The 25,169-nt window shown below is 47.1% G+C and carries 24 protein-coding genes; all 24 read right to left on the bottom strand.

The window, feature by feature from the left end; genetic code table 11:
* Positions 1–51: 51 nt before the first annotated feature.
* The 24 genes from C7R93_RS19360 to C7R93_RS19250 all read right to left on the bottom strand — a co-directional run bounded on the left by C7R93_RS19360 (position 52) and on the right by C7R93_RS19250 (position 25,089).
* Positions 52–951, bottom strand: coding sequence for a helix-turn-helix domain-containing protein (locus C7R93_RS19360; protein ID WP_106840346.1), 900 nt, complete (start codon positions 949–951; stop codon positions 52–54).
* Between the two features lie 12 nt (positions 952–963).
* Positions 964–1,743, bottom strand: coding sequence for a YmfK family protein (locus C7R93_RS19355; protein WP_016743377.1), 780 nt, complete (start codon positions 1,741–1,743; stop codon positions 964–966).
* Positions 1,744–1,851: 108 nt separating this feature from the next.
* Positions 1,852–2,121 carry a DUF3243 domain-containing protein gene (locus C7R93_RS19350; protein ID WP_106840345.1) on the bottom strand — a complete coding sequence of 90 codons (270 nt, stop codon included), beginning with the start codon at positions 2,119–2,121 and terminating at the stop codon, positions 1,852–1,854.
* A 99-nt stretch (positions 2,122–2,220) separates the two neighbouring features.
* The gene (gene ymfI / locus C7R93_RS19345) at positions 2,221–2,958 is read right to left on the bottom strand and encodes an elongation factor P 5-aminopentanone reductase (RefSeq protein WP_106840344.1); all 738 of its coding nucleotides are present in this window, start codon (positions 2,956–2,958) and stop codon (positions 2,221–2,223) included.
* 7 nt (positions 2,959–2,965) lie between these two features.
* A complete protein-coding gene (gene yfmH, locus C7R93_RS19340) occupies positions 2,966–4,258 on the bottom strand; it encodes an EF-P 5-aminopentanol modification-associated protein YfmH (protein WP_106840343.1) in 1,293 nt (430 codons plus the stop codon).
* 1 nt (position 4,259) lies between these two features.
* On the bottom strand, positions 4,260–5,555 hold the full coding sequence (gene yfmF, locus C7R93_RS19335; RefSeq protein ID WP_106840342.1) for an EF-P 5-aminopentanol modification-associated protein YfmF: 1,296 nt from the start codon (positions 5,553–5,555) through the stop codon (positions 4,260–4,262).
* Positions 5,556–5,766: 211 nt separating this feature from the next.
* The gene (locus C7R93_RS30370; protein ID WP_164724468.1) at positions 5,767–5,922 is read right to left on the bottom strand and encodes a hypothetical protein; all 156 of its coding nucleotides are present in this window, start codon (positions 5,920–5,922) and stop codon (positions 5,767–5,769) included.
* Between the two features lie 53 nt (positions 5,923–5,975).
* Entirely contained in the window at positions 5,976–7,154 is a 1,179-nt protein-coding gene (locus C7R93_RS19330) for a stalk domain-containing protein (protein ID WP_106840341.1), read from the bottom strand.
* A 128-nt stretch (positions 7,155–7,282) separates the two neighbouring features.
* Positions 7,283–8,242 carry an ABC transporter permease gene (locus C7R93_RS19325; protein ID WP_106840340.1) on the bottom strand — a complete coding sequence of 320 codons (960 nt, stop codon included), beginning with the start codon at positions 8,240–8,242 and terminating at the stop codon, positions 7,283–7,285.
* Entirely contained in the window at positions 8,242–9,315 is a 1,074-nt protein-coding gene (locus C7R93_RS19320; RefSeq protein WP_106840339.1) for an ABC transporter permease, read from the bottom strand. The genes C7R93_RS19325 and C7R93_RS19320 overlap by 1 nt, the downstream gene beginning before the upstream one ends.
* Positions 9,308–10,849: an ABC transporter ATP-binding protein gene (locus C7R93_RS19315; RefSeq protein WP_106840338.1), complete on the bottom strand. Its 1,542-nt coding sequence runs from the start codon at positions 10,847–10,849 to the stop codon at positions 9,308–9,310. The genes C7R93_RS19320 and C7R93_RS19315 overlap by 8 nt, the downstream gene beginning before the upstream one ends.
* Before the next feature lie 93 nt (positions 10,850–10,942).
* Positions 10,943–11,989: a BMP family lipoprotein gene (locus C7R93_RS19310; RefSeq protein ID WP_106840337.1), complete on the bottom strand. Its 1,047-nt coding sequence runs from the start codon at positions 11,987–11,989 to the stop codon at positions 10,943–10,945.
* A gap of 57 nt (positions 11,990–12,046) precedes the next feature.
* Complete coding sequence (locus C7R93_RS19305) at positions 12,047–12,772, bottom strand: GntR family transcriptional regulator (RefSeq protein WP_088908065.1); 726 nt, start codon at positions 12,770–12,772, stop codon at positions 12,047–12,049.
* Between the two features lie 240 nt (positions 12,773–13,012).
* Positions 13,013–15,391 carry an FtsK/SpoIIIE family DNA translocase gene (locus tag C7R93_RS19300; RefSeq protein WP_106840336.1) on the bottom strand — a complete coding sequence of 793 codons (2,379 nt, stop codon included), beginning with the start codon at positions 15,389–15,391 and terminating at the stop codon, positions 13,013–13,015.
* Between the two features lie 222 nt (positions 15,392–15,613).
* Positions 15,614–15,844 (bottom strand): YlzJ-like family protein, encoded by a 231-nt coding sequence (locus C7R93_RS19295; RefSeq protein WP_106840335.1) that lies wholly within the window; start codon positions 15,842–15,844, stop codon positions 15,614–15,616.
* On the bottom strand, positions 15,841–16,665 hold the full coding sequence (locus C7R93_RS19290) for a ClpP family protease (RefSeq protein ID WP_106840334.1): 825 nt from the start codon (positions 16,663–16,665) through the stop codon (positions 15,841–15,843). Before C7R93_RS19290 ends, C7R93_RS19295 begins: the two co-directional genes overlap by 4 nt.
* Before the next feature lie 123 nt (positions 16,666–16,788).
* Entirely contained in the window at positions 16,789–18,495 is a 1,707-nt protein-coding gene (locus C7R93_RS19285) for a ribonuclease J (RefSeq protein ID WP_208636221.1), read from the bottom strand.
* A gap of 115 nt (positions 18,496–18,610) precedes the next feature.
* The gene (gene dapA, locus C7R93_RS19280; RefSeq protein WP_106840333.1) at positions 18,611–19,477 is read right to left on the bottom strand and encodes a 4-hydroxy-tetrahydrodipicolinate synthase; all 867 of its coding nucleotides are present in this window, start codon (positions 19,475–19,477) and stop codon (positions 18,611–18,613) included.
* A gap of 56 nt (positions 19,478–19,533) precedes the next feature.
* A complete protein-coding gene (gene dapG / locus C7R93_RS19275; RefSeq protein ID WP_106840332.1) occupies positions 19,534–20,760 on the bottom strand; it encodes an aspartate kinase in 1,227 nt (408 codons plus the stop codon).
* 11 nt (positions 20,761–20,771) lie between these two features.
* On the bottom strand, positions 20,772–21,812 hold the full coding sequence (locus tag C7R93_RS19270) for an aspartate-semialdehyde dehydrogenase (RefSeq protein WP_106840331.1): 1,041 nt from the start codon (positions 21,810–21,812) through the stop codon (positions 20,772–20,774).
* A 57-nt stretch (positions 21,813–21,869) separates the two neighbouring features.
* A complete protein-coding gene (locus tag C7R93_RS19265) occupies positions 21,870–22,466 on the bottom strand; it encodes a dipicolinate synthase subunit B (protein WP_106840330.1) in 597 nt (198 codons plus the stop codon).
* On the bottom strand, positions 22,463–23,365 hold the full coding sequence (dpsA, locus tag C7R93_RS19260; protein WP_106840329.1) for a dipicolinate synthase subunit DpsA: 903 nt from the start codon (positions 23,363–23,365) through the stop codon (positions 22,463–22,465). The genes C7R93_RS19265 and dpsA overlap by 4 nt, the downstream gene beginning before the upstream one ends.
* Positions 23,366–23,502: 137 nt before the next feature.
* Entirely contained in the window at positions 23,503–23,763 is a 261-nt protein-coding gene (locus C7R93_RS19255) for a YlmC/YmxH family sporulation protein (RefSeq protein WP_007719215.1), read from the bottom strand.
* A 72-nt stretch (positions 23,764–23,835) separates the two neighbouring features.
* Positions 23,836–25,089 (bottom strand): M16 family metallopeptidase, encoded by a 1,254-nt coding sequence (locus tag C7R93_RS19250; protein WP_106840328.1) that lies wholly within the window; start codon positions 25,087–25,089, stop codon positions 23,836–23,838.
* Positions 25,090–25,169 lie beyond the last annotated feature (80 nt).

Raw genomic sequence — 25,169 nt, 5'->3', positions numbered from 1 at the left:
TAAAGGAAGTGTCAAAAAAGACAAAAGTACGAAAGGCAAGCATATGCTTGCCTACTGGGTGACCGCCTCTTTTACTTTAATCGTAATGTTGGACGGCATTGACTTCATTTTGGACGTATCTACCAAGACCCCGTTAACCTTCAATTCCACTGCAGTCGGTTTGCCCAAACGAATATAAGCGGATTTCCCCAGCTCAATCGTTTTTTCCTGATCCTTCTTGAGCGTGTCCTGGTCAACATAATTTTTGCCTTTTCCTTCCGAAATACCAAACCAGCTTGTGCCTTCTTTCACCTTCAGATGAACTGTGATTTTTTCTCCACCTTGCAAGGAGTAGTTATACATCGATCCTTGCTGGGATTCGAATGTGATCGTTGCCTGAGGAGTTTCCGTAGCGGAATCAGGTGTGCTCGTTCCTGTTTCAGGAGGCGGTGTGGTAATAGAAGGAGGCTTCGGTTGTTGTGCAATCGGAGATGTTGACGCCCCACCACCATTGCCAGGTGTGACAATTTCCGCTCCAGGGTTAACTGTTCCACTCGGCACGGGCTGAGTCAACTGACCTCCGTTGTTGTTGACGACAGCGAAATAAATCACCCCGATAATCAGGGCAATAAACAATACCAGCAAGGTCTTGGTAACCCATCGACCTGCTTGTAATGGATTGTTCGCTGAAGCAACTCGTCTGCGACGCAGTCGTTCTACTTGCTCTGTAGGTGGCTGGGCCGGCAAATCGGACTGAAAGTGATTCAGGATGTGGTTTGGGTCGAGACCGACAGCTTCCGCATAACTCTTTATAAATGCACGCGCGTAAAAGTGGCCAGGAAGCACGTGAAAATGGCCCCTTTCAATGGCTTCCAAATATCGCCGCTGTATCTTGGTGATACGTTGGATGTCGTCGAGCGTGATTCCTTTTTCTTCGCGGGCCCTTTGCAGGACTTGACCTAGCTCAGACACAGCTGCCCCTCCTTAATTCATTTCGAAATTATCAAAGCCGCGATTGTTGATAAGCTCATATGTAATCTCTTCATCCGGATGATGACGCAGCTCAATAATGTAATGGAAATCATCAAGTTGGTACTCTGATTCCCTTACGAATATATCCGGATGCTCAATGATTTTTGCGGCAGGAAAGTTCATAATCTCCCGAAGCAAGGTAAAGTGCTTTTCTGTCGATCGCAGCGTTGAGACAATTCCATCTATCAAATATACATGATCAGTAGACATTTCATCAATGGCTAAGGAGCTACGCACCGTCTGGCGCAACAACGTAGAGGAAATGAATGTCCAACGTTTATTGGCGGATACGCTGGCAGCAATCATGGATTCCGTCTTCCCTACACGAGGCATTCCACGAATTCCGATGAGCTGGTGACCTTCCTTCTTCAAGATTTCTGCCATGAAATCCACCAGCAAGCCCAGCTCCTCACGAACAAAGCGAAACGTTTTTTTGTCCTCGCTATCCCGTTCAATATAGCGACCATGGCGAACAGCCAAGCGATCCAGCATTGTCGGGGGACGTAACCTCGTTATGGTTATGTTGTCCATTTTTTGCACAACGTTGCGCAAAACCTCCATTTTTTCATCATCATCGGTCAAGAGCAGCATACCTCGACGCATGGTATCCACACCATTGATCGTCACGATATTGATGTTCAACATCCCCAGAATAGAAGATACGTCCCCTAAGAGACCGGGACGGTTACGGGCAATCTCATACTCCATGTACCATTCTTTCTTTGCTTCCATATGCAATCCTCTCCGCCAACCAGAATTCTCTTCTTATGTAGTATATCACGTTCGCATCATTCGACAATCGCGAAAAGAAAAATCCCCAAAAGTAGGGGATTTGAATGGCTAACTGCCAGCGTTCGCGTCAGTGCGATTCTGAACAAGCTTCACCATGAGTGATGCCAAAGATTGTTGCTGCTGCTGATCACCTGCGTCCCACAGCTGTTTCAACAGACGCTCCTGATCGTTTTTCGGATCTACTTGCTCAGACAGATAGCTACCGATTTGATAAGCTACATTTTGAAGCGTATCACTTTCCATCCCGGCTTGTTTCGCTTGTTCTACACGATCTCCGAGAAACGCTTTCCAGTCGCTAAAATTGTCAAGAATCGACATAGGGAAATTCCCTCCTTTTGTACGTTGCGAACAGATTTGCTGCCCACACAAAAGGTAGAATTCCATCATTTCTCGGATTTTATTCATGCATAAGGCCTTCTACGTATACCATCCACCGTTTGGACTAATCACTTGTCCCGTCACATAACTGGAATCCGCCGCCAGCAAAAACCGCACGACTGCAGCCACCTCATAGGGTTGTCCGAGACGGTTGGCTGGTATTTCTTCCGCGATCATTTCCATTTCATCTGGAGCAAAGCGCTCCATCATCCCACCAGCAATGGCTCCAGGTGCGACTGCATTTACCGTGATCCCGTTTGGTGCCATTTCCTTCGCTAGTGCTTTGGTGAACGTATTGATTGCGCCTTTGGTCATAGAATACAGCACCTCACACGAACCGCCCGTAAGTCCCCAAATAGAAGAAATGTTGACGATACGTCCATACCTCTCGCGTAGCATGGCAGGAACAGCAGCTTGGCATACCAAGAAAGCGGATCGAACATTGAGTGCGATTAGCTCATCGAATTTCTCGACCGTCACATCCGTAAATAAGCCAACATCATCCACAGAGGCATTATTTACGATCAAAAGTGGAGCAACCTGCATTTGAGCAAACATCGCAGCAATTTGCTGCGGATCCCGTAGATCAGCCTGCACGATGCCGTACGGAACGCCCCGCTCCTGGCATTTTTGCACCAACGGCTCCAATTTTTCCACGTTTCGATTGTAGTGCAGATAAAGGGGAACCCCCGCATCAATCAGGTAGGCACCGATCGCCTGCCCAATCTCACCGGAAGCTCCCGTAATTAACGCCCATGGCGTCTCTTGCTTGAACATGAATACATTACTCCTGTGGCGAAGCGGAACGAACGATGGAAACAGCCATCTGCTCGGTAAGAAAATGCTCCTTCAAACGTTTTTCCACATCTTCGCGTGTGATCGACTCCAAGGTCGGCACTACGGAAAACAGATCATTCCCGTTAAATTTGAAGCTGGTAAACTGGTTAGCGATAAACTCCACGGAGTTTAGAGAACGCAGGAAGTTTCCGATTTTTTTACGCTTCGCACGCTCAAAATCATCCTGGGCTATACCGTTTTGCTTCAATTGTTCCATTTCCGATTTGATCGTTTCCACCAAGCGCTCCGGATCAGGTGTATCTCCGCCGATGATCGTATACGCATAGTCCTGCTCGCTGCTGTAGTCAAAATCAAAGCTTTCCGTAATCAGCTCGCTATCATACAAACGCTCATAGACAGCGGAGCTCGTGCCGAACGCGATGTCCAATACCAGTTTAGTAGTCAACTCGCGTTTTAACAAGGCTTCCTTGGTTAGACCGTTTTCCTTTTCCTTAATTCCAATCATGCATTTAGGCAGCCCAACTGTGAGAAAAGCTTCTACTTTCGCCTCCGCTGGAGCTGATGGCTCTTCTGGAAAAACGCGCGTGATTTGTGGCGCAGGAGGAAACTCCTTTGCTCCCTGGTTTTCACGAATGAGCTTCATCATCGCTTCTGGCTCGAAGGATCCTACGACCAATAGGAGCATATTTGCAGGATGATAAAACGTTTCATAGCACTGATACAAATATTCTTTTGTAATATGAGAGATCGTCTCAATCGTACCCGCAATCTCAATGTTAATCGGATACTTTTGGTACATGGCCTTCAGGAGGTTCATGTACACCTTCCAGTCCGGATTGTCATCGTACATGGTGATTTCCTGGCCGATAATTCCTTTTTCCTTTTCTACACTGGCATCTGTAAAATACGGGTCCTGCACATAATCAAGCAGCAGATTCAAATTGTCGTCTAACTTATCTGTGCACGAAAACAAATAAGCCGTACGATTGAAGCTCGTAAACGCATTGCAGCTCGCTCCGTTTTTGCTGAATTCGTGCATGACATCCCGATCTTTTTTCTCAAACATTTTGTGCTCAAGAAAATGCGCAATGCCGTCGGGAACATTGATTTCTTCTCCGCTTCGGGTGCGGAAATGGCTATCAATGGAGCCATAACGCGTAGTGAACACAGCGTATGTTTTGCTGAAGCCTTGTTTGGGAACCAGATAGACTTGCAATCCATTTTGGAGAGTTTCATGATATACCGTTTCATTTACTTGATCAAAGACAGTGGTCTGCATCTTATGCCTCTCCCTTCTTGTCCCGCAGCAGATAAATCGTGTCGATCGTCACCTTGCTCGCTACTTTCTTGATATCCTCAATTGTCGCTTCGTTGATCCCCGCCAAAAGCTCTTCGATTTTCCGGGGTCGTCCGCTAACCACGCCATTGTACGTAAATTCAATCATGCCGCGAGCACTGTCCAACAGCTCACGGAACTGGTTAGACAAAGTCGCACGCGTCTGGCTCATTTCCTCATCCGATATGGTTCCTTGCCTCATCAGATCAAGCTGCTGCTTAATAATCTCAACCGCACGCTGATATTTGCTAACATCAATGCCGGACATAATCATGAGAATCCCTTTGTGGCTCTCTAGTCTGGATACGGCATAGTAAGCAAGACTCTCTTTTTCGCGGACGTTGACAAACAGCTTGGAATGAGGAAAACCGCCTAAGATCCCGTTGAACAGCAACAGCGTCGGGTAATCGTCATCCTTATATGTGATCTGCGTGCGGCATCCAATGTTGAGCTTTGCTTGGTTGACATCGAGCCGATCGATCACTTCGCGCTCAGCAGATGCTTCCTTCGCTGTCGATGCAATCTGCAGTTCTCCTACTTGGGAGCGCTCCAATGGAATATGCTTGCGAATGGCCTCGCTTACTTCTTGCTGCTCAACATCGCCCACCACGAACATATTGATCGGATTCGTCGTCGTTACTTCTTTAAAATATTGATACAGCTCCTGACCCGTGATCTTCGGCAAATCCGCCACGCGCCCCTGGACAAGGAGAGAGAATGGTTCTCCTTTACACATTTCTTCTGTCACGCGTTGGTTCGCATACTTCATTTTGTCGTCGATCAAACTCTCCATCCGTTTGCGGAGCGTCTCTTTCTCCTGTGCCAAGTACTTTTCGGAAAAAGCGTTATCCTGTACATACGGTCTGACGAGCATATCCCCAACGAATTCGATTGCCTGCTCCAAAAGAGAAGCTTCATTTGACAAATATTTTTCATTCGGTACTTCCATATAAATTTGCAGGATTTGCCGCTCGCCTTTTTTCATGACATCGACATCAAAAATGGCACCATACAGGAAGTCCAAATGTGCTCGCAATCGCTTCGTTTCCGGAAAACGAGCGCTGGCACGTTTCATGACCATCGCAAGCAATGCTGTTTTCGTTACATGCTCCTCCGATAGCGCCTGTTCAATCATCGTCACGATCGTCGTTGTCTTGAACTTTTCTGTTGGAAGGATATGTACGTTCATCCCATTGATTTGGGAGCTTTGAAATGCAATTTCGGTTGTAGAAGCAGTCATAGTTCAATCTCCCTTCTCCATCAGCTTACTCATACTCTTCTCTATTGTAACCAATTGTCAGGGCATCAAGCATCAGAATCTTCCATTATATATCCCAGTGCTTTCATCCTATGCGCTCACGCAAGTCCCATAATACGCAAATCACAGCGCTTCCATTGAATTAAAAAAAGAGTGAACGGCACCTTTTTACCAAGGGCCTTCACTCTTTTCCTTACATATCCATTGCATCCCACTCTCGAGGATCATCCGATGTGCTATGCTCTTCAACAAATCGACCGCAATCAGACGAGAGACAGAGCATGCCATCCAACTGCTCATCGTGAAAGGGTAAGCCGTGGCTTCCCCCACAGTACGGACAAGTCCACATACGAAGGGCCTCCTTTTATTCGTGAAGGTACTCCGTAGTAGTTTGTCCCAATATTAGAGGGGACTCTCCGCTTTATTTTGCTCCCAAATCCGCAAGTAATCATAGGGATCGATCGCTTTACCCGTGCTGTTACGATAGAGGCCAAAATGCAGGTGAGGTTCAAACATTCCCACTGTACCCGTTCCACCATAGCCTGTGTCTCCAACAAAACCGATCAACTGTCCAGCTTTTATCGTTTTCCCGACATGCAATCCTGGTGCATACGCCTGCAAATGTGCGTAATACATCCGATATTGACCATTCTTATCCGTAATGTTCACTCTCCAGCCGCCATACGTATTCCAGCCCACTTTGTTGATCGTCCCATCGGATACCGAGTAAATCGGTGTTCCTTTCGGTGCCATAATGTCGATGCCCTCGTGACTGCGTACACTGCCGCTATTCGTCTCCGTCCATTCTCGATCAGACCCGAAGCTGTCACCATACGGCTCATACCAACTATTATTGTGGAAAGGAAAGCGAAATTGACTGCCAATCAGTCGGTCATCTGCAACTTTTGTGGCAATGGGATGCTCGGCTCGTTGTGCACCTTCTGGCAAAAATAAAATTTGGCCCACCAGTAATTCATTAGAAGAGAGATGATTATTTTTCTGAATGGCACTCATGCTCGTGTCGTGGCGAGCTGCAATTTTTGATAAGGTATCTCCCTGTTGAACGACATATGGATTCCGGGAGTATTGCACACTCGCAGCCTTATCTTCCACAGGTTTGGATTGTATGTATGCAACGGCCGACTCCTCATCCCATTGAACTTGATAGCCAAATGCCTCGGAGATAAATCTGATCGGAACAAGCGTCCGCTTATTCACAATAATTGGAGAAACATCCATCTTCAATCGTTTTCCGTCTACGTATGCTGTTTGACTGCCGATCGTAAGGGTTATGTGCTTGCCTTTTTTGTTGAGCAATACTTTTTGAGTGGCGGCATCGTAGCTTACTTCTGATCCTGTTGCCTCCGCTACTACCCGTATCGGAACAAGCATACGCCCATTTCGATGGATTGGCGATACATCTGATTGGACTCCCTTTCCATCCACAACGACAGAAATGACCGGTCCCGGCTCTTTTGCAGAAGCCATTCCACCGGATAATGCTATCATCAGGCAAAAAACAAAAGCGCCTAGAAGCCTGTTCCATCGATAACTGCTGTACTTATGTAGACAGCGGTTCATCTTTTTCCCTCCCCACAGACAATTTGCAAAAACGGATTTGACCGTTTTTTGCTGACCGCAAGCAGTCACAAAAATTATCGCACAGGGGAAGTGACAGGTTCTAGACGCTAAATTTTGTCAACGAATGATTAACGCGATCCCGTATCGTAAGGTTTTCCGAGGGCCGCTGGAGCACTGGATCGTCCCACCAGACCAGCCATCACGAGAATCGTCAGTACGTACGGAAGCATGAAGATAAATTCAGTTGGAATGTAATTGGTCAATCCAAAGATTTGCACCAAAGACTTGATCGCTTGAGCGACACCGAAGAACAATGCTGCTCCCATCGCACCCGCTGGATGCCATTTACCAAAGATCAAGGCCGCAATCGCGATAAATCCTTGTCCGGAAACCGTGTTATGGGAAAAGTTACTAGTTGTCGTCAAAGAGATGGTTGCTCCGCCTAATGCAGCCAGCATACCACTGATCATAACAGCCGTGTAGCGCATTCTCTTAACATTGATCCCTACTGTATCAGCGGCACGTGGATGCTCACCAACTGAACGCAAGCGCAATCCGAATGGTGTCTTAAATACTACATACCATGTAACGAAAACGGCAATGAAAGCTAGATAGCTCGTAGGATACGCCTCAAAAATGGCATGTCCGATATACGGAATTTCACTCAATCCAGGAATACTGAATTTGTTAAACACAGTGGACAATGTTGTTGTCTGACCTGCTCCATCGAAAATAATTTTGGTCAGGTAGATGGAAAGTCCAGCTGCCAAGAAGTTCAGGGCCACACCGCTGACAGTCTGGTCCGCTTTAAACGTTACCGAAGCAACGGCATGCGGAAGTGCAAAAATAGAACCGGCAATCCCTGCTGCAATAAATCCGACCCACGGTGCCCAAGCACCAAGTGAATCTTGGAAAGCATAGGTCATTACGGCACCGGTAAAAGCACCGATAATCATCATACCTTCTAGCGCAATATTCACGACACCAGAACGCTCGGAGTACAATCCACCCAATGAGGCAAAAATCAAGGCAGTGGAAAACACGATGGTATCATGAACGAGGTTGCTAAGAATTAATCCCCAATCCATCAGTTTCCACCTTCCTTTTTCTTCTTCAAGATCGGCTTAACAAAAATTTTCACGATGCCATGTGCAGCAACGAAGAAAATAACAGAAGCAATCACGACACGAATCAACTCAAATGGTACACCCGCACTAAACTGCATGCCGCTCGCACCGAATGTGAGGACACCAAACAGAATGGCAGCAAGGATAACCCCAAATGGTGTATTCCCGCCAATCAACGCTACCGCGATTCCATCAAAGCCATATCCAGTATGTTGCGTCATAATCGCTTGATAGTGGAATACGCCTAATATCTCAGTAGCTCCGCCAATCCCTGCAAACATACCACCAAAGAACATGGCCTTTACGATATTACGATTCACGTTCATACCAGCATACTCAGAAGCATGCGGGTTCAAACCAACGGAACGCAATTCAAAACCAGATTTTGTTTTCCAAAGGAGGATATAGAAGAAAATAGCTGCAAGTACGGCAATCAGTGTACCCCAGTGCAAACGAGCATTGTCAAACATTTCAGCGAGCCATCCAATTGTAATGATCGCAGAATCCTTAACCTCTTCAGATGTTTGTTTGCCAGCTGGAATAAAGAAGGCATTCATAACCCAGTTAGCCAAGTAAAGAGCTACCCAGTTCAACATGATGCTGGTAATAACTTCGTTGACACCACGGGCTGCTTTCAAGTAACCGGCAATGGCACCCCACAAACCACCTGCTACAGCACCTGCAAGGATAGCAAGCGGAGCGTGAATGATAGCTGGAAGGTCAAAAGAAACACCCACGACAGTAGAAGCAATCATCCCTACGATAAATTGACCTTCTGCCCCGATGTTAAATAGACCGGTACGGAATGCAAATGCCACAGCTAAACCTGTAAAGATCAAAGGCGTAATTTGGCGAATGGTTTCACCAAAGTTATACGCGCTTCCAAATACTTTTTTAATCAAAGCCATATAGGCATCGACTGGATTAAATCCACCTGCCAGCATTGCGATTGCTCCGGTCAAAAGACCGAGAATGATCGCAACAGCAGGAACGAGAAACGATTCTTTCGTGAAGACCGCAATAACTCTATTCATCGTTTCCCCCTCCTTGCATTACTTTTCCACCGGACATCATCAAGCCGAGCTCTTGCTCCGTTGTTGATTTCGCATCGACAATCCCCACAATGACTCCTTCATAAATAACCGCAATCCGATCGGAGACGTTAATGACCTCATCCAGCTCCAAGGAAAGCAAGAGAACCGCTTTTCCTTGATCGCGTTGATCAATCAGTCTGCGATGAATGAATTCGATAGCCCCTACGTCCAATCCACGAGTAGGTTGAGCCGCAATCAGCAAATCTGGGTTCTTGTCCACTTCGCGGGCAATAATTGCCTTTTGTTGGTTTCCGCCCGAGAGCGCTCGTGCTGGAGTGTAAATACTCGGAGTCCGCACGTCGAATTCTTCGATAAGCTTGGCCGCATGCTTGTCAATGGCGCCATAATCAAGAAAACCGTTTTTGCAGAACGTTGGATGGAAATACGTTTCCAATACCATATTTTCACTCATGGTGAAATCAAGAACCAATCCACGCTTATGTCGGTCTTCTGGAATGTGAGACAATCCCGATTCCGAAATGTTTCGCGGGCTTTGGTTTGTAATTTCTTTGCCATTAAGAAGGACACGCCCATTTGTTGCTTTACGCAAGCCAGTTAATACTTCAATCAGTTCACTTTGACCGTTTCCGTCGACCCCAGCAATTCCAAGAATTTCACCGGCGCGAACCTCTAAGCTGAGGTTGTTCAGCGCATTCACACCGCGGTTACCCATCGCAGTCAATTTCTCTACGGCCAGAATCGTCTCTTTTGGTCTTGCTTCCGATTTATCCACGCGGAAGTTCACTTCACGACCAACCATTTTTGCAGCCAAGTCGTCTGGATTCGTATCTTTTACCAATACGGAATCAATGACTTTTCCGCGACGAATGATCGTAACCGCGTCACATACTGCCATAATTTCTTTCAGCTTGTGTGTGATCAGGATAATCGTCTTACCTTCTTTTACCAAGTTATGCATGATCTCGATAAGTTCATGGATTTCCTGCGGCGTCAATACAGCCGTAGGCTCATCAAAAATCAAGATGTCCGCACCGCGATAAAGCGTTTTCAAAATCTCTACACGTTGCTGCATCCCTACTGAGATATCCTGAATTTTTGCTCTCGGATCAACTTTGAGCCCGTATTGATTCGACAGTTTTTCTACCGCTTTCTCAGCGCTTTGAATATCTATCTTCAACCCGTTTTTCGGTTCATTTCCTAGCACAATGTTTTCCGTAACTGTAAATGTTTCTACGAGCATAAAATGTTGGTGAACCATTCCGATACCAAGTTCATTTGCAATCCTTGGAGTGGTGATCTCTACAACTTTCTCGTTAATCAGAATTTCGCCTTCATCCGGCTGATATAGACCGAACAAGATATTCATGAGTGTGGACTTGCCTGCGCCATTCTCGCCGAGCAGCGCATGAATTTCACCTTTACCTACGGACAGTGTAATACTGTCATTCGCAATTATGCCTGGGAACCGTTTCGTGATCCCTCTCATTTCAACCACTTTTTTTACCGAGTTCATGCATGCTCACCCCATTTTTCGGGTCTATTGTGAAGGTAAAGGACAAGGCCAGTAGCTCGAACCAGCCTTGTCCATTTTCAGCTTCCTTAGTTTTTACTTGTCAGGAACTGTGATTTCGCCTTTAACGATTTTTTGCTTATATTCTTCAACCAGCTTCAGTACGTCTTCAGGAACGTTCTTCGTGGAAGTGTCAGCCAGACCTACACCGTTTTCAGCCAGTCCGAGCCATTGTACTCCACCTTGGAATTTACCTTCAGACAAGTCTTTCGCTACGCGAATAACCGCTTCGTCAACACGTTTTACCATGGAAGTCAAAGTGATCTCATCGCCGAAAGTCAGGGATTGGTCTTTGTCAACACCGATTACCCATACGTTCTCGCCTTTAGCTTTACGGTCTTTTGCTTCGTTGAACACACCGTCGCCTGTACCGCCGGAAGCGTGGAAGATGATGTCCACACCTTGACCATACATGGAGGAAGCCGTAGACTTACCCATGTCTGGTTTGTCAAAAGCACCCGTGTAAACTTTGATTACTTGAATGCTTGGATCTACAGCTTTTACACCCGCTTCGAAGCCGAGGTCAAAGCGTTTGATAACCGGGATGTCTACGCCACCCACGAAGCCAACTTTTTTCGTTTTGGTCATCTTCGCTGCAACTACCCCAGCGAGGAAGGAGCCTTCATGCTCTTTAAAGAGTACAGATGCTACGTTAGGAGCATCCACTTCAGCGTCGATGATCGCCAGTTTTGCGTTTTTGTTTTCATCTGCTACTTTTTTCAGGTGGTCACCCATCAGGAAGCCGATACCCCAAGTCAGATCCCAACCGTCTTTTACGAATTGAGTCAGGTTTGGTACATAGTCAGCATCTGATTTTGATTGCAGATAGTTTACGTTTTCTTTCGGGAGATTCAAATCGGTTTGGAGTTTTTGCAGCCCTTCCCAAGCACTCTGGTTAAAGGAGTTGTCGTTTACACCGCCAACGTCTGTAACCATACCTACTTTGATAGCTTTAGCGGCTGGAGCGCCTCCATTGCTACCAGTTTGGCCTTGAGGCTGTGCTTCTGGTTTGCTTCCGCACCCAGCGAGAACGAGCGACAGGCTGAGTGTTGCCACAGAAAGCACGGATAGAACTTTCTTCATCTGAGATTACCCCCTGTTTTTAGTTGATGAAATTGTTGAGTGAGGTTGCCCCCACAGTTACAACCGTCTCCGTACGACATGAAAGTGAATTTTGTCAGCCCTGAAGTAATTATGGGAGTATAGCACTGGCTTTTCACTTTCGTCGTAATGAATCTGTTTGAGCAAGAGCATGGGAGCAGATTTATCGCAGTGCAGCAGGTTGGAAACCTTTTCATTGTAGCCCATGGGTTCAATATCGGCCACTGCGTATGCGATCCTTACCCCTGTTACGCTCTCCAGCCATTTGAAGATAGACTCTCCACTTGCCGCATAGCCCTCAGGCACCAGATGTGCAGGAATGCGGTCCACACAATAAACCACAGGCTCACCGTCAGCCGTTCGAATTCGTTCTACTATGAGAACGCCTTCACCCGGATTTAAGGCCAGCCGCTTCCTCTCTTCTTCGGCAGATTCGCCAAAGGATGTTTTCAGGATCAAGGTTCCTGCCGTATATCCTTGACGCTCGATTGCATCCGTCACACTAAAGAGTTCCCCAATCCCGCCTGAAAAAACAGGCTTTGAATTAATAAAGGTACCTACTCCATGTCTACGTATGACAATCTTCTCTTCCTCAAGAAGTCGGAGTGCCTCGCGAAGCGTCGCCCTGCTTACACCAAGCTGTTTGGATAGTTCAGCTTCAGAAGGAAGGCGTTCACCAGGCCGAAGAAGTCCGGTTTCGATATCACTCTTGATCTTGTCCATTACCAAGAGAAACAGTGATCGAACATTCCCTTTGATGCTCATCATCATTCACTCCTGCTGTCCGCAAGCCATCCCAACAGGTAGGACGTCAGACCTCTGATTCGTATGAGACATAATAACAACAATTTCCGTCAATCTCTTAAAAAGTTTACATGAGGGGCGAGTATCATGCAAGCCAAATATTTATGAATAATAATGCAAAATGATTAATTTCGACAGGGATTTTTCTCCTAGATTAGGAAAAAAGACCCTGCCGATACAAATCATGGCAGGGGTCTCATTCTATGAGATATTACTTTCTATGGACGGTCGTGGAAGCCGAACCTCACGAGGCTTGCTTCCTTCATAGGGCCCAACTACTCCTTGAGCTTCCATCATATCAATCAATCGTGCCGCTCGTGTATAACCGACACGGAGGCGACGCTGCAGCAAGGATGCCGATGCCGTCTGGGCTTCTGAAACGATTTGGACGGCTTGATCGTACAGTTCATCATCCACGACTGGCTGCTGCTCCTCCTGCACGTCACCCGGGATCATCTCTTCATTGTAGCGAACCTCTTGCTGTTCTTTTACAAAACGAACGACCTCTTCTACTTCCTTGTCGGATACAAAGGCACCTTGAACTCGGGTCGGCTTGGATGCGCCCATCGGCAGCGATAACATATCCCCTCTTCCGAGAAGCTTTTCTGCTCCTCCCATATCGAGAATCGTTCTGGAGTCAGCCATCGAAGACACTCCAAAGGCAATACGGGATGGGATATTTGCCTTAATCACACCCGTAATGACATCTACGGAAGGACGTTGTGTCGCGATGATTAGATGAATCCCGGAAGCACGAGCCATTTGTGCGAGTCGACAAATCGCATCCTCCACTTCTCCCGGAGCTACCATCATCAGGTCGGCAAGCTCATCGACTATGACGACAATATAGGGAAGTGGCGTACCTTCCACTTGCGCATTGTACATTTCAATGTTGCGACTCCCTGTTTTGGCAAATAAATTATATCGCCGTTCCATCTCGACCACGACCTTTTTCAATGCAACAGAAGCCCTTCTCGGGTCAGTAACAACAGGAGCCAACAAATGTGGAATTCCGTTGTACACATTCAGTTCCACCATTTTTGGGTCAACCATCATCAGCTTGACTTCTTCTGGTTTGGCCTTGAACAAAATACTCATGATCAATCCGTTAATGCATACTGATTTTCCGCTTCCCGTCGCACCCGCTACGAGCAAATGGGGCATTTTGGTCAAATCCGCTACGATCGGCTCTCCAGAAATATCACGACCAAGAGCAACGGTAAGCTTGCCTGGCGCATCTTGATACTCGGGAGCTTCCAACACTTCTCGTAGTGATACGACCGCTACCTCCGAGTTCGGAACCTCGATACCAATGGCTGATTTTCCTGGGATCGGGGCCTCAATCCGGATATCTTTTGCCGCCAACGCCAAAGCTAGGTCATCCGTCAAGCTGACAATCCTGCTTACTTTTACCCCTGTAGCAGGCTGAACTTCATACCGTGTAACAGCCGGTCCTCGATGTACTTCGGAGACTGTTGCATTGACGCCAAAGCTCTTCAATGTCTGCACTAATTTCGCCGCATTTGAGGTATGATCGACGTCTTTTCCTGTTGAGCTCGCTTTGGGCCTTGCGAGCATTTGCAGATTTGGCAGTTCATACGGTATCGTTTTCTGTTCTCCCCCGGCATCTATTGTACCGAAGATTTCTTCTTCTCCTTCAATCGCAAACGTAATTTCCTGATTCGTTTTCGGTTGGGAAGCTCTCGCTTGATGAACGGGATCAATCGGTTCCTCATCCTCATCCAGCGCAATGCGATCCGTAAAATCACGAATTAACGGGGCGTTCGATTGCTGGACTTCTTCCTCCTGAATAGCCAATTGTGGATGAGTTTTTTGCTCTTTCAGCGCAGTAACCGCGATCGCCTCGTTCTCTGACTCCGATTGCTTTTGCTTGCGTCCCTCTTGGGCTTCCTTTGCTTCTTTCTTTTTCTTCTCGTTCTCTTCCTGCAAAAGCTGTACAGAGTCCTTCACTGTATCCTTTGCCTTTCCGTAAAACAAAGCGAGCTTGTCCTTGGCAAACATCAAAATGTTTACATAAGAAAGATTGAACAGAAACATCAGTCCAACGAGGAAAAGGAATACAATGACGAGCCCTGTTCCAATTGCACCAACAAGGCCATTTGTCAGTGCAAAAAATAGAGCTCCTACCATCCCGCCGCCAACTCCAGTGGTGGAAACCCTTTGGCCATGATCCAGCCAGATCCTGTCCCAAGTGACTCGAATGATGCTTTGCTCAGCAAACTTGCCATCCGCGGTAATTTGTTTGTACAGAATCATGTGATCCCATGTTAAAATCGCCACGCCTATTAAAGCGATTCCCAGCACGCGGTAAGTTAGCTTCGGTGACTTTCTTGTAAACATCATATGTATGGCCATACCGATTAGCAGTACGGGAATGATGAAATCCCAAGAACCCGCAATAAACCGAAATAGAAGTGCTAGTACATTTTTGCCCAGCCATCCACTCTCCAAAAGCCCGATCAACGATAGCACGATGATGAGAAGTCCTAGGAGCTCTATCTTGACAACTGAGGCCAATGCCGCTTGTGAACGCTCTTTTTTTCTCCTACTCAATGGCACGCCTCCTCCTCGTTATTACACTCGTTATGTACCATAATGGTAAGAAAACCTCTATCGAGGCCTTTTCAACGTAGAGCGACCGTGTTTTAGCGGAAAGTTTCCATGCGCTCCGGAATTTATTTTATAAATTCCTATTCGTTAAAAAAGGCAGCCGTCGCATGTTCGGCTGCTGTTCGTACATATCTAGTATAACACAGGAAATTCATAGAAATACAGGACTTCTTAGGCTAGCCATTCGGGTTGAAACTGAATTTTTTGTCCGGGGGCGAACTGCTCCTTCAGGTAGTCTTGCGGATCTGGACTAATCAGCCTGACGATCTTTCCTTCAAACGGTCCAGTCTGCTCAATCAGCATCGTGGCATGACCAAGCGAAATCTCTTTTAGCTCTTGTTTTTCCACTTGCTCCATATTCTCAAAAACGGTTTCCATCGGAATGATGGAGTATAAAATCATTGGAGTACACTCTCCTCACCTTTTTGCGCTTTGATCAGTTCGTTTAGCTTTTTCAGCGCACTTCCAAGGCCACCGACTTCATCAATCAGTCCGTATTTAACCGCATCCACGCCAATCACATTGGTTCCGATGTCTCGTGTCAGCTCACCCGTTCTGGTCATAAGCTCACGGAACTTTTCTTCTGAGACCTTGGAATGACGTGCGATGAAGCTCACTACCCGATCTTGCATTTTATCCAAGTACTCAAACGTTTGAGGTACACCTATCACAAGACCTGTCAAACGGATTGGGTGAATCGTCATCGTAGCGGTTTCTGCAATAAACGAGTACGAACCAGCTACGGCAATCGGTACACCGATACTATGACCGCCCCCGAGTACGAGTGTGACTACTGGTTTAGACAAGGACGCTACCATCTCCGCAATCGCCAAGCCCGCTTCCACGTCCCCACCAACCGTATTCAAAATAACGAGTACGCCCTCTATTTTGCTGTTTTGTTCTGCCGCAACCAATTGAGGGATAAGATGCTCGTATTTGGTCGTCTTATTTTGAGGAGGGAGCTGAATATGCCCTTCTACTTGTCCGATGATGGTCATACAATAAATATTGCTTTCGAGCTGTGGGACGTTTGTTTGACCCAGTTGCGTGATGGAATCGAGCAGTTTTTTCTTCGGATCTTCCTGTGCAGGTGCTTCTGTTGGGGGCGAAGCAGCAGGCTCTTGATCATCGGTAGGTGATTGTGGCTGGGATTCCTTACTATTTACCGCTGTGTTTGCAAACGGCGCCCTATTTAAAAAATCGCTAAATTGTTGATTCGACATGGATGATCCTCCCTCACTTTCCTCTGTAGTATGGATAAGGGGAGGAAAAATCATGCGCTCACGAAGCCAAAAAAAGCCAGAAACCCTTCTTTGAAAGGATTTCCAGCTCTTTATCATGTGATCCTACACTTCCATAATAATCGGCAAGATCATCGGACGTCTGCGCGTTTGCTCGTACAGATAACGGCCTAATGACTCTTTTACGTTATTTTTCAGTGAAGACCATTCATTCACATTTTCTTCCATGCATTTGACAAGTGTTTGGGTCACTATGCGATTTGCCTCATCCAGCAACTCTTCGGATTCACGCACGTAGACGAAACCACGAGAAATGATGTCTGGACCTGACAAAATCGTGCCATTTTGTTTGCTGAGTGTAACGACAACTACCAGTATGCCATCTTGTGACAGTAATTTACGATCTCTAAGTACGATGTTTCCTACATCACCAACACCCAAGCCGTCAATCAAAACATTGCCAGCATGGACTTTTCCACCGTAACGGGCCTTGCCTCCTGAGAATTCAACTGTATCGCCGTTATCCAGCAAGAACGTGTTTTCCTCAGGAATGCCCACCTGCTCAGCAAGTAAGGCATGCGTTTTCAACATGCGATATTCACCGTGCACAGGAATAAAGTACTTAGGCTTCATCAAGTTAAGCATCAAGCGCAATTCTTCTTGGCTACCATGACCGGAAACGTGGACGGTTCCGTTAGGTCCATGGCCACCATAAATGACATCTGCACCAATGCGTGATAATTGATCAATTGTACGCGCCACGTATTTTTCATTCCCTGGAATGGGAGTGGCTGCAATAATAACTGTATCCCCTGGAAGGATGTCAATTTTCCGATGGGCGGATCGGGCCATCCGAGTGAGCGCGGACATAGGCTCTCCTTGGCTTCCAGTTGATAAAATAACGACCTGTTCAGCATTTAGCTTGTTGATTTCATCGATCTCAACAATCAAGCCCTCAGGGACCAACAAGTACCCTAAGTCTCTGCTGATATTAATGACATTTTGCATGCTCCGGCCGACAACCGTCAATTTGCGGTTGAACTGTGCTGCAGCGTCCACTACTTGTTGAATGCGGTGAACATTTGATGCAAACGTAGAAACAACAATACGTCCAGATGCTTTGCTGAACACATCCATGAGTGCTTTGCCCACTGAGCGTTCTGATCCGGTAAATCCTGGCCGTTCTGCATTCGTACTGTCAGAGAGCAAGCACAAAACGCCTCTGTCACCGATCATCGCCATTTTTGCCAGATCAGCTACCTGATTGTTAACAGGCGTTTGATCGAACTTGAAGTCTCCTGTATGAACGATGTAACCTTCCGGCGTATCCAAGCATACCCCTACACAATCCGGGATGCTGTGGTTCACGCGGAAAAAGGTTGCCTTCATCTTTCCAAGAACGACTTCCGAGTCGCTGTTGATCAATACGCGTTTTGTTTCGTTTAGGATGCCCGCTTCTTTTAGCTTTGCATCAATTAAACCAAGGGTAAGTTTTGTCGCATAAACCGGGACTTTCAAATGCTTCAGCACGTAGCTGAGGCCGCCGATGTGGTCTTCGTGTCCATGCGTAATAATAATACCCCGAACCTTGTCGCGATGTTCCTCCAAGTAGGTGATATCCGGAATAACCATATCAATCCCCAGCATTTCCTCTTCCGGGAATTTCAATCCGGCATCAATCACTACGATGTCATCACCGCTTTGTACCACGTACATATTCTTCCCAATTTCGCCGACTCCGCCCAGGGCGAAAACGAGAACAGAGTGATTCGACTTTGCCAAAACGTGTAACCTCCTATATTTAGTTGTCATGTCCACTCAAAAAAACCGCCCCAAATCACTTGTTCTTATTATACCCGAAGTGAAATCATGAACACAAGGAAAAAGAGCCATCCCGGGCAGGAATGGCTCTTGATCTTCTATGGAGTTAAACAAGCAGGGAATGTACGAATGCTTTTTCTTGTTCGTTCAGCTCGACTAAAGGCAGTCGAACGCCCCCAACTTGAACCCCGAGCTTTTCTAAAGCGACCTTTGTTGGTCCTGGACTCGGGTAGGCAAACAGGCCTTCAAAAATCGGCAACAGCTTGCGATGGAGTCTTGCTGCCTCGGTATTGTTACCGGCAAAATAGGCGTCCATCATGTCTGTCATTGGACGGCCAACTACGTGACTCGCCACACTGACAATGCCCACACCACCGATAGACAGGATCGGCAAGGTTAAGCCGTCATCGCCACTATACAGCTCAAAGCCTTCCGGGGCATTCTCAATGATTTGCGCCATCTGCGACAAATTACCGGAGGCTTCCTTGATGCATACCACATTAGGCAGTTCCGCCAATCGAAGTGTCGTTTCGGCAGTCATATTGACAACGGATCTTCCTGGCACATTATACAGCATCACGGGTAGCTCGGTCGCTTCCGATAATGCCTTGAAGTGTGCGTAAAGTCCTTCCTGTGATGGCTTGCTGTAATAAGGTGCAACGACCATTACAGCGTCTACGCCAATGGATTGTACAGCTTGGGTGAACTCTATGCTTGATGCAGTATCGTTACTGCCTGTTCCTGCGATGATGTGGCATCTTCCTTTTGCGTAGGAAACCACATGACGGAAAAGATCGAGCTTCTCCGTGCGGGATAAAGTCGGTGATTCACCCGTGGTACCACTCAGTACGATTCCAGTTGTGCCATTTGCAATTAAATGGTCAATCAGTCGCTCTGTTTTATCGTAATCGACCTGTAGCTGCTCATTAAAAGGCGTTACCATAGCGGTAACCAGTCGGCCAAAACGTGCCACTACCTCTCCAACTCCTCTTATCGTGATCAGTAGGTATTTTAAGTCAGGATATGCTCTTACATATGTTGAACATGCAGGTTGAACTGCTGATGAAGTGCGCGCACCGCTTTCACCATATCCATTTCATGCACAAGTACCCAGATGGTTGTATGAGAGTCTGCCGATTGAAGAATTTGAATGTCTTCTTGCGTAAGTGCCTCCACGATTCGCGCCATTACGCCGGGCACGCCCGTCATCCCTGCACCAATTACGGACACTTTTGCGCAATGCGGCAACAGCTGCGGCTCGTAACCCATTTCCGTTAGCAGACGAGCAGCTTTTTCTCCCATTTCATCATGCACTGTGTAAGCAACACCCATTGGGTTCACATTGATGAAATCTACGCTGATGTTATTGGTTGCCATCGTTTTGAAGACTTGCAGCTGTGTATCGTAAGACCCTTCTTTGTTCGCTACCTTGATCTGGGTAATGTTCGGTACATGTGCAATTCCCATAACGACTCTGTCGTTTACAGTGTAGCCCATTTTCCCGATCTCCAGCATGGTCGTAACGAGTGTACCGGGGTCGTCCGAAAACGTAGAGCGAACACGAATCGGCACGTTTGCGTGCATCGCGATCTCCACCGCTCTAGGATGAATGACTTTTGCACCCAGGTGAGCCATGTTGCAAATCTCCGTGTAGGTCACCATGCCGAGCCGCTGTGCTTCTTCGACGATACGCGGGTCCGCCGTCATGATGCCTTCCACGTCGGTGAAAATATCCACCGTTTCAGCCTTCAAGGCGACACCGAGAGCGGTTGCAGTGGTATCGCTCCCGCCCCGTCCCAGTGTCGTAATTTCCCACTCGGCTGTACGTCCCTGAAACCCTGGAACGATTACAACTTGACTTTCCTGCAAGTCCTGCAAAATGCGACTTGGATCGATCGACATGATTTGTGCGTTCGTAAAGTCTTCGCTCGTCACAATATTTGCCTGACCGCCTGTCAAAATCGTTGCTTTAATTCCTCGTGCATTTAGCATGCTGCACATGATTGTAGCAGAGATGATTTCTCCGGTATGCATCAGCATATCCATTTCTCGACTTGGCAGTTGGTTCCCATTCGAACGAACCAACTGCAATAGTGTATCGGTTGCGTATGGATCACCCTTGCGACCCATCGCCGATACGACAACGACGAGGGCATAGCCCTCATCAATTGCTTTTTCCATATGGTAGATTGCCCGCATCCGGCAATCCTCCGTCGTCAAGGAAGAACCACCGAACTTCTGGACGAGAATCTTCACTAACCTCTCCCCTATACTCTTGCTTTTATGAGTTCTTCAGCGATTTGTACTGTATTCCATGCGGCACCTTTGAGAAGATTGTCAGAAACGATCCACATATGCAGTCCACGAGGATGATGGAGATCACGACGCACCCGGCCCACGAATACTTCCAGTTTGCCTGTTGCATCAGTAGCGAGTGGATACTGCTGTTCTCCCGGCACATCTACTAACACGATGCCAGGAGCGTTTTCCAGCAGTGCCTTTACTTCTGCCAGATCGTAATCCTGTTTCAACTCTACATATACCGATTCGCTATGGCCATAGACCACTGGAATACGTACGCAAGTAGCTGAAACAAGTACAGTGTCATCACCGAAGATTTTTTTGGTCTCGTTGACCATTTTCATTTCTTCGTAAGTAAAACCATTGTCGGTGAACACATCAATTTGCGGAATCGCGTTGTAAGCAATCTGATGATGTACAGGCAATTTGCCTACGGGAAGGACGTTACACTGCGGTTCTTTACCATCCAAAATGTCTCGACTCTGGTCGAGCAATTCATTGATCGCAGATTGACCTGCACCAGATACTGCCTGGTAAGTAGAAACGATAATGCGGTCTATACCAAAACGATCATACAGGGGTTTTAGAGCGGCAACCATCTGAATCGTAGAGCAATTCGGATTCGCAATGATTCCATTATGGGCGAGCGCAGCATCCATGTTTACTTCTGGCACAACGAGAGGAACATCTGGATCCATCCGGAATGCGCTGGTATTGTCAATGACAACGGCACCATGACGCACCGCGTGATGAGCCAGTTCCTTGCTGACCGATCCGCCAGCACTAAACAAGGCAAAATCAACCCCTGCAAAACTGTCTGGAGTCGCCTCTTCCAGTACAATTTCTTGTCCCTTGAACGTGACTGTTTTTCCTGCAGAACGTCCAGAAGCAAGCAGCTTAAGCTGTTTGATTGGGAAGTTGCGCTTTTCTAATAGTTGAATCATTTGCTGTCCGACTGCACCAGTCGCACCGACTACAGCAACATTGAAAGTCAGTTGGTTTGCCATCTCTTACTCTCCTCCTAATCGCGAAAAAGCAGGTTTATTGTTTTTTCTGTAGTCTTATTAGTAGTTAAATCTTTCGATGAGCAAGGGTTGCAATTGTCGTCCTTCCAAAGCTGCTTCGCATGTTTCCAATAGGAGATCCATCCGAGCTACAAGCGAATTCGGTTTTTTATCCGGGGCATCCTGCCCGAACGGTACGAAATACATATTTTTCGCAGCCAACAGCTTGGCAATATTGGCTGCATTTAATCCCAGACCATCATTGGTGGAAATGGCAATCACAACAGGTCGCAGATTACGCATCGTAGCTTTGGCCGCCATCAGTACGGCACTATCCGTAATGGCATTTGCCAGTCGACTCGTTGTACTGCCAGTGCAAGGCGCAATCAGCATGACATCCAACAACTTGGAAGGTCCCAACGGCTCAGCCTGAGGAATCGTCGAAATAAGCTCTTCCCCTGTCAGTTCCTTGATTTGTTGCTGCCAGCTTTGAGAAGTACCGAAGCGTGTATCCGTGGTCATAATCGTATTCGATACGATAGGGACCACCCTTGCTCCAGCATCCACAAATCGTTTAATTTGCGGCATGGTTTCCTCAAACGTGCAATGCGATCCAGACAAACCAAATCCAATGGTCTTTCCCTGAAGCTTACTCATGTTGCATCCCCTCCTGGCGCTTTCCTTTGATCCGCAATAAGACGAGACAATGTTTGGGCTAAAATTTGTCCAGCGGTTTTAGGTGCAACGATTCCAGGCAATCCGGGAGCAAGAAGAGCTTTGATACCTCGTCTTTCAGCGTAACGAAAATCTGTTCCTCCTGGCTTGGAGGCAAGATCAAGAATAAACGCCGATTGAGGCATTTGAGCAATCACTTCTGCCGTGAGTAATAATTGCGGGATGGTATTAAAAATGAAATCAGCATTCGTAACCTGTTTCCTTACTTCGCTTATATGGAAGGGAGTCAATCCCATCTCATAAATGCGTGCCAAGTGTTCCTGACGCCTTGCCCCCACTCTTACGCGGGCTCCCAACGCATGCAATGCGCGAGCCATGGACAAACCTGTGCGGCCCAATCCTAAAACAATTGACTGTGATCCATGAATCGTAATATCCGTATGTTGAATCGCCATCATTAACGCTCCCTCTACAGTAGGGATAGAGTTGTAGATAGCTACATCATCACGATCCAAGAGCTCCACGAGGGGAAGCTGTGTAGAAGCCAACAGCTTTTTCAGATAAGGCTTTGCCATTCCCGTGTAAACCACGCAATGACTCGGCAGACTTGCCACATGTTCGTCTAGCAACTGCATTTGTTTGGAGCAGAAAATACTTTCCACGTATCCTTGGTCATCGGTCCCTACGATGGGTAGGATGAGGGCGTCCACGTCTTTCAACACATCGCATGTTAATGGTTTCTTCGTTGCCCCTGTAAAATTACTTTCCAGGTTGTCGAAGCCAACTAACGTGACGCTAGCATCCAGTTGTATGCATCGCTTAATGACTTCCAACTGGCGAGCGTCTCCGCCGATGAAGGCAACATGTATGCCCGTTAGCATGCTGCGTTCCCCTTTCCACACATTTTACTGCATTAAATGATCGAAACGCAAAGGTTTTCCATTTGGAAAAGTTGACGGAAATCCATGCGGTCTACCCCCATCCTATTCCGCTCCTGCTACTTCGGTGACAGTAGCGCCTACTTTTGAGAAGCTTGTGCCTCAGGCGCTTGAAGCTGGATGATGACCGTATCTGGCCCAATTTTTACGATGGAGCTCCATGGAATCACGAGGTCCTCTCGCTTCTTTCCGAATCCAAAGAAACTGCCTCCTGGCAAGATGATGGATTGAATCGTACCGTTTTCGGGATGGATTACCAAATCGGAATCGCTGATGACTCCCATTTTCTCTCCGTTGTCCAGTCCGATAATCTCCTTCCCACCCAACTCGCTTAAGCGCATGGAGAAGCCCCCTTTGTCCTTTCATTTACTGTTGATATACGCAAAAAAATCCGGGCTATGCCGGATTTTTGCTTACAACAAAATATCGTTTTTCACGTTTGCAGGGAAGCCGTCGAGCGGACTTACCATCGCCATAGACATCTTGGAACGGAACAGCTGCTGCGCCACAGCCAGAACAGATTCATGTGAAACACGGTCAATTTTGGCGATGATCTCATCTAGGCTAAGGTGACGGCCCAGCAAGAGCTCATTTTTTCCAAGTCGACTCATACGGCTATTCGTGCTCTCCAAGCTGAGCATCAGGCTGCCTTTCAGCTGCTCTTTACCTTTGTTCAGCTCTTTGTCAGTAATTCCGTGATCAGCGACATCGCGTAGGACGTGCGAGACGATGTCAAAAACCTGTCCCACTTGCTCTGGTGCCGTTCCTGTATACACGTGGAACGTACCCGCTTCTTTATAGGACGAATGATAGGAGTAAACGGAGTATGCCAAACCGCGTTCTTCTCGAATTTCTTGGAATAGACGCGAGCTCATGCTGCCACCCAGCACATTGTTCAGCAAAATCAAGGAATAAACTTCGGGATGCCCCACCTTAAACCCAGGTAGAGACAGGCACAGATGCGCTTGCTCTGTCGCCTTATGATGCGCGATAACGTTACCAGCAAAGTCTGGAGTAGACAAAGTCGGCATACTGCCCGGACGCGAGAAAGCCTGAAAGCGCTTTTGAATGTCTTCAATCAAACTTTCTTCAAAATTACCCGCTACCGTAATCACTGTATTCGTTGGCAGGTAATGCTGATCAATATAAGCGAGCAAATCGTCACGCTTCAAGCTGCGAAGGACATCTTCCGTACCCAAAATCGAATACCCCAGCGGGTGTGTGCTGTACGAAGCGCGTGCAATCAAATCATGCACCAAATCATCTGGCGTGTCTTCATACATGCTAATCTCTTCAATGACGACGTTCTTTTCCTTTTCCAACTCATTTTCATCAAATACCGAGTTGAAGTACATATCAGAAAGAACATCGAGGGCGATCGGAGCGTGTTGGTCGAGCACCCTTGCGTAATAGCAGGTATACTCCTTCGAGGTAAAGGCGTTCACGTTCCCGCCAATCTCATCAAAGGTTTCCGCAATTTCCTTTGCAGAACGAGTTGTCGTCCCTTTAAAAAACATATGCTCGAGAAAATGGGAGATCCCGTTGTTTTTCTCATTTTCATATTTCGAACCAGTCCCTACCCAGATGCCTAAGGCAACTGAACGAACGGACGGAATCCGTTCCGTCACGATTCGAAGACCGTTATCACACGTATGACGTTGTATCACGTAAATCCTCCTCGGTTGTTCATCTGTCTCTATCCGCAAACTCGGGGAATTTCCTTGTAAACACGTCTAACTATAGCAAA

It is taken from the genome of Brevibacillus fortis (genome assembly GCF_003013395.1).
Classification (GTDB): Bacteria; Bacillota; Bacilli; order Brevibacillales; family Brevibacillaceae; genus Brevibacillus; species Brevibacillus fortis.
The sequence above is the reverse complement of the archived record's forward strand: the minus strand, read 5'-3'. Positions and strand labels throughout refer to the sequence as shown.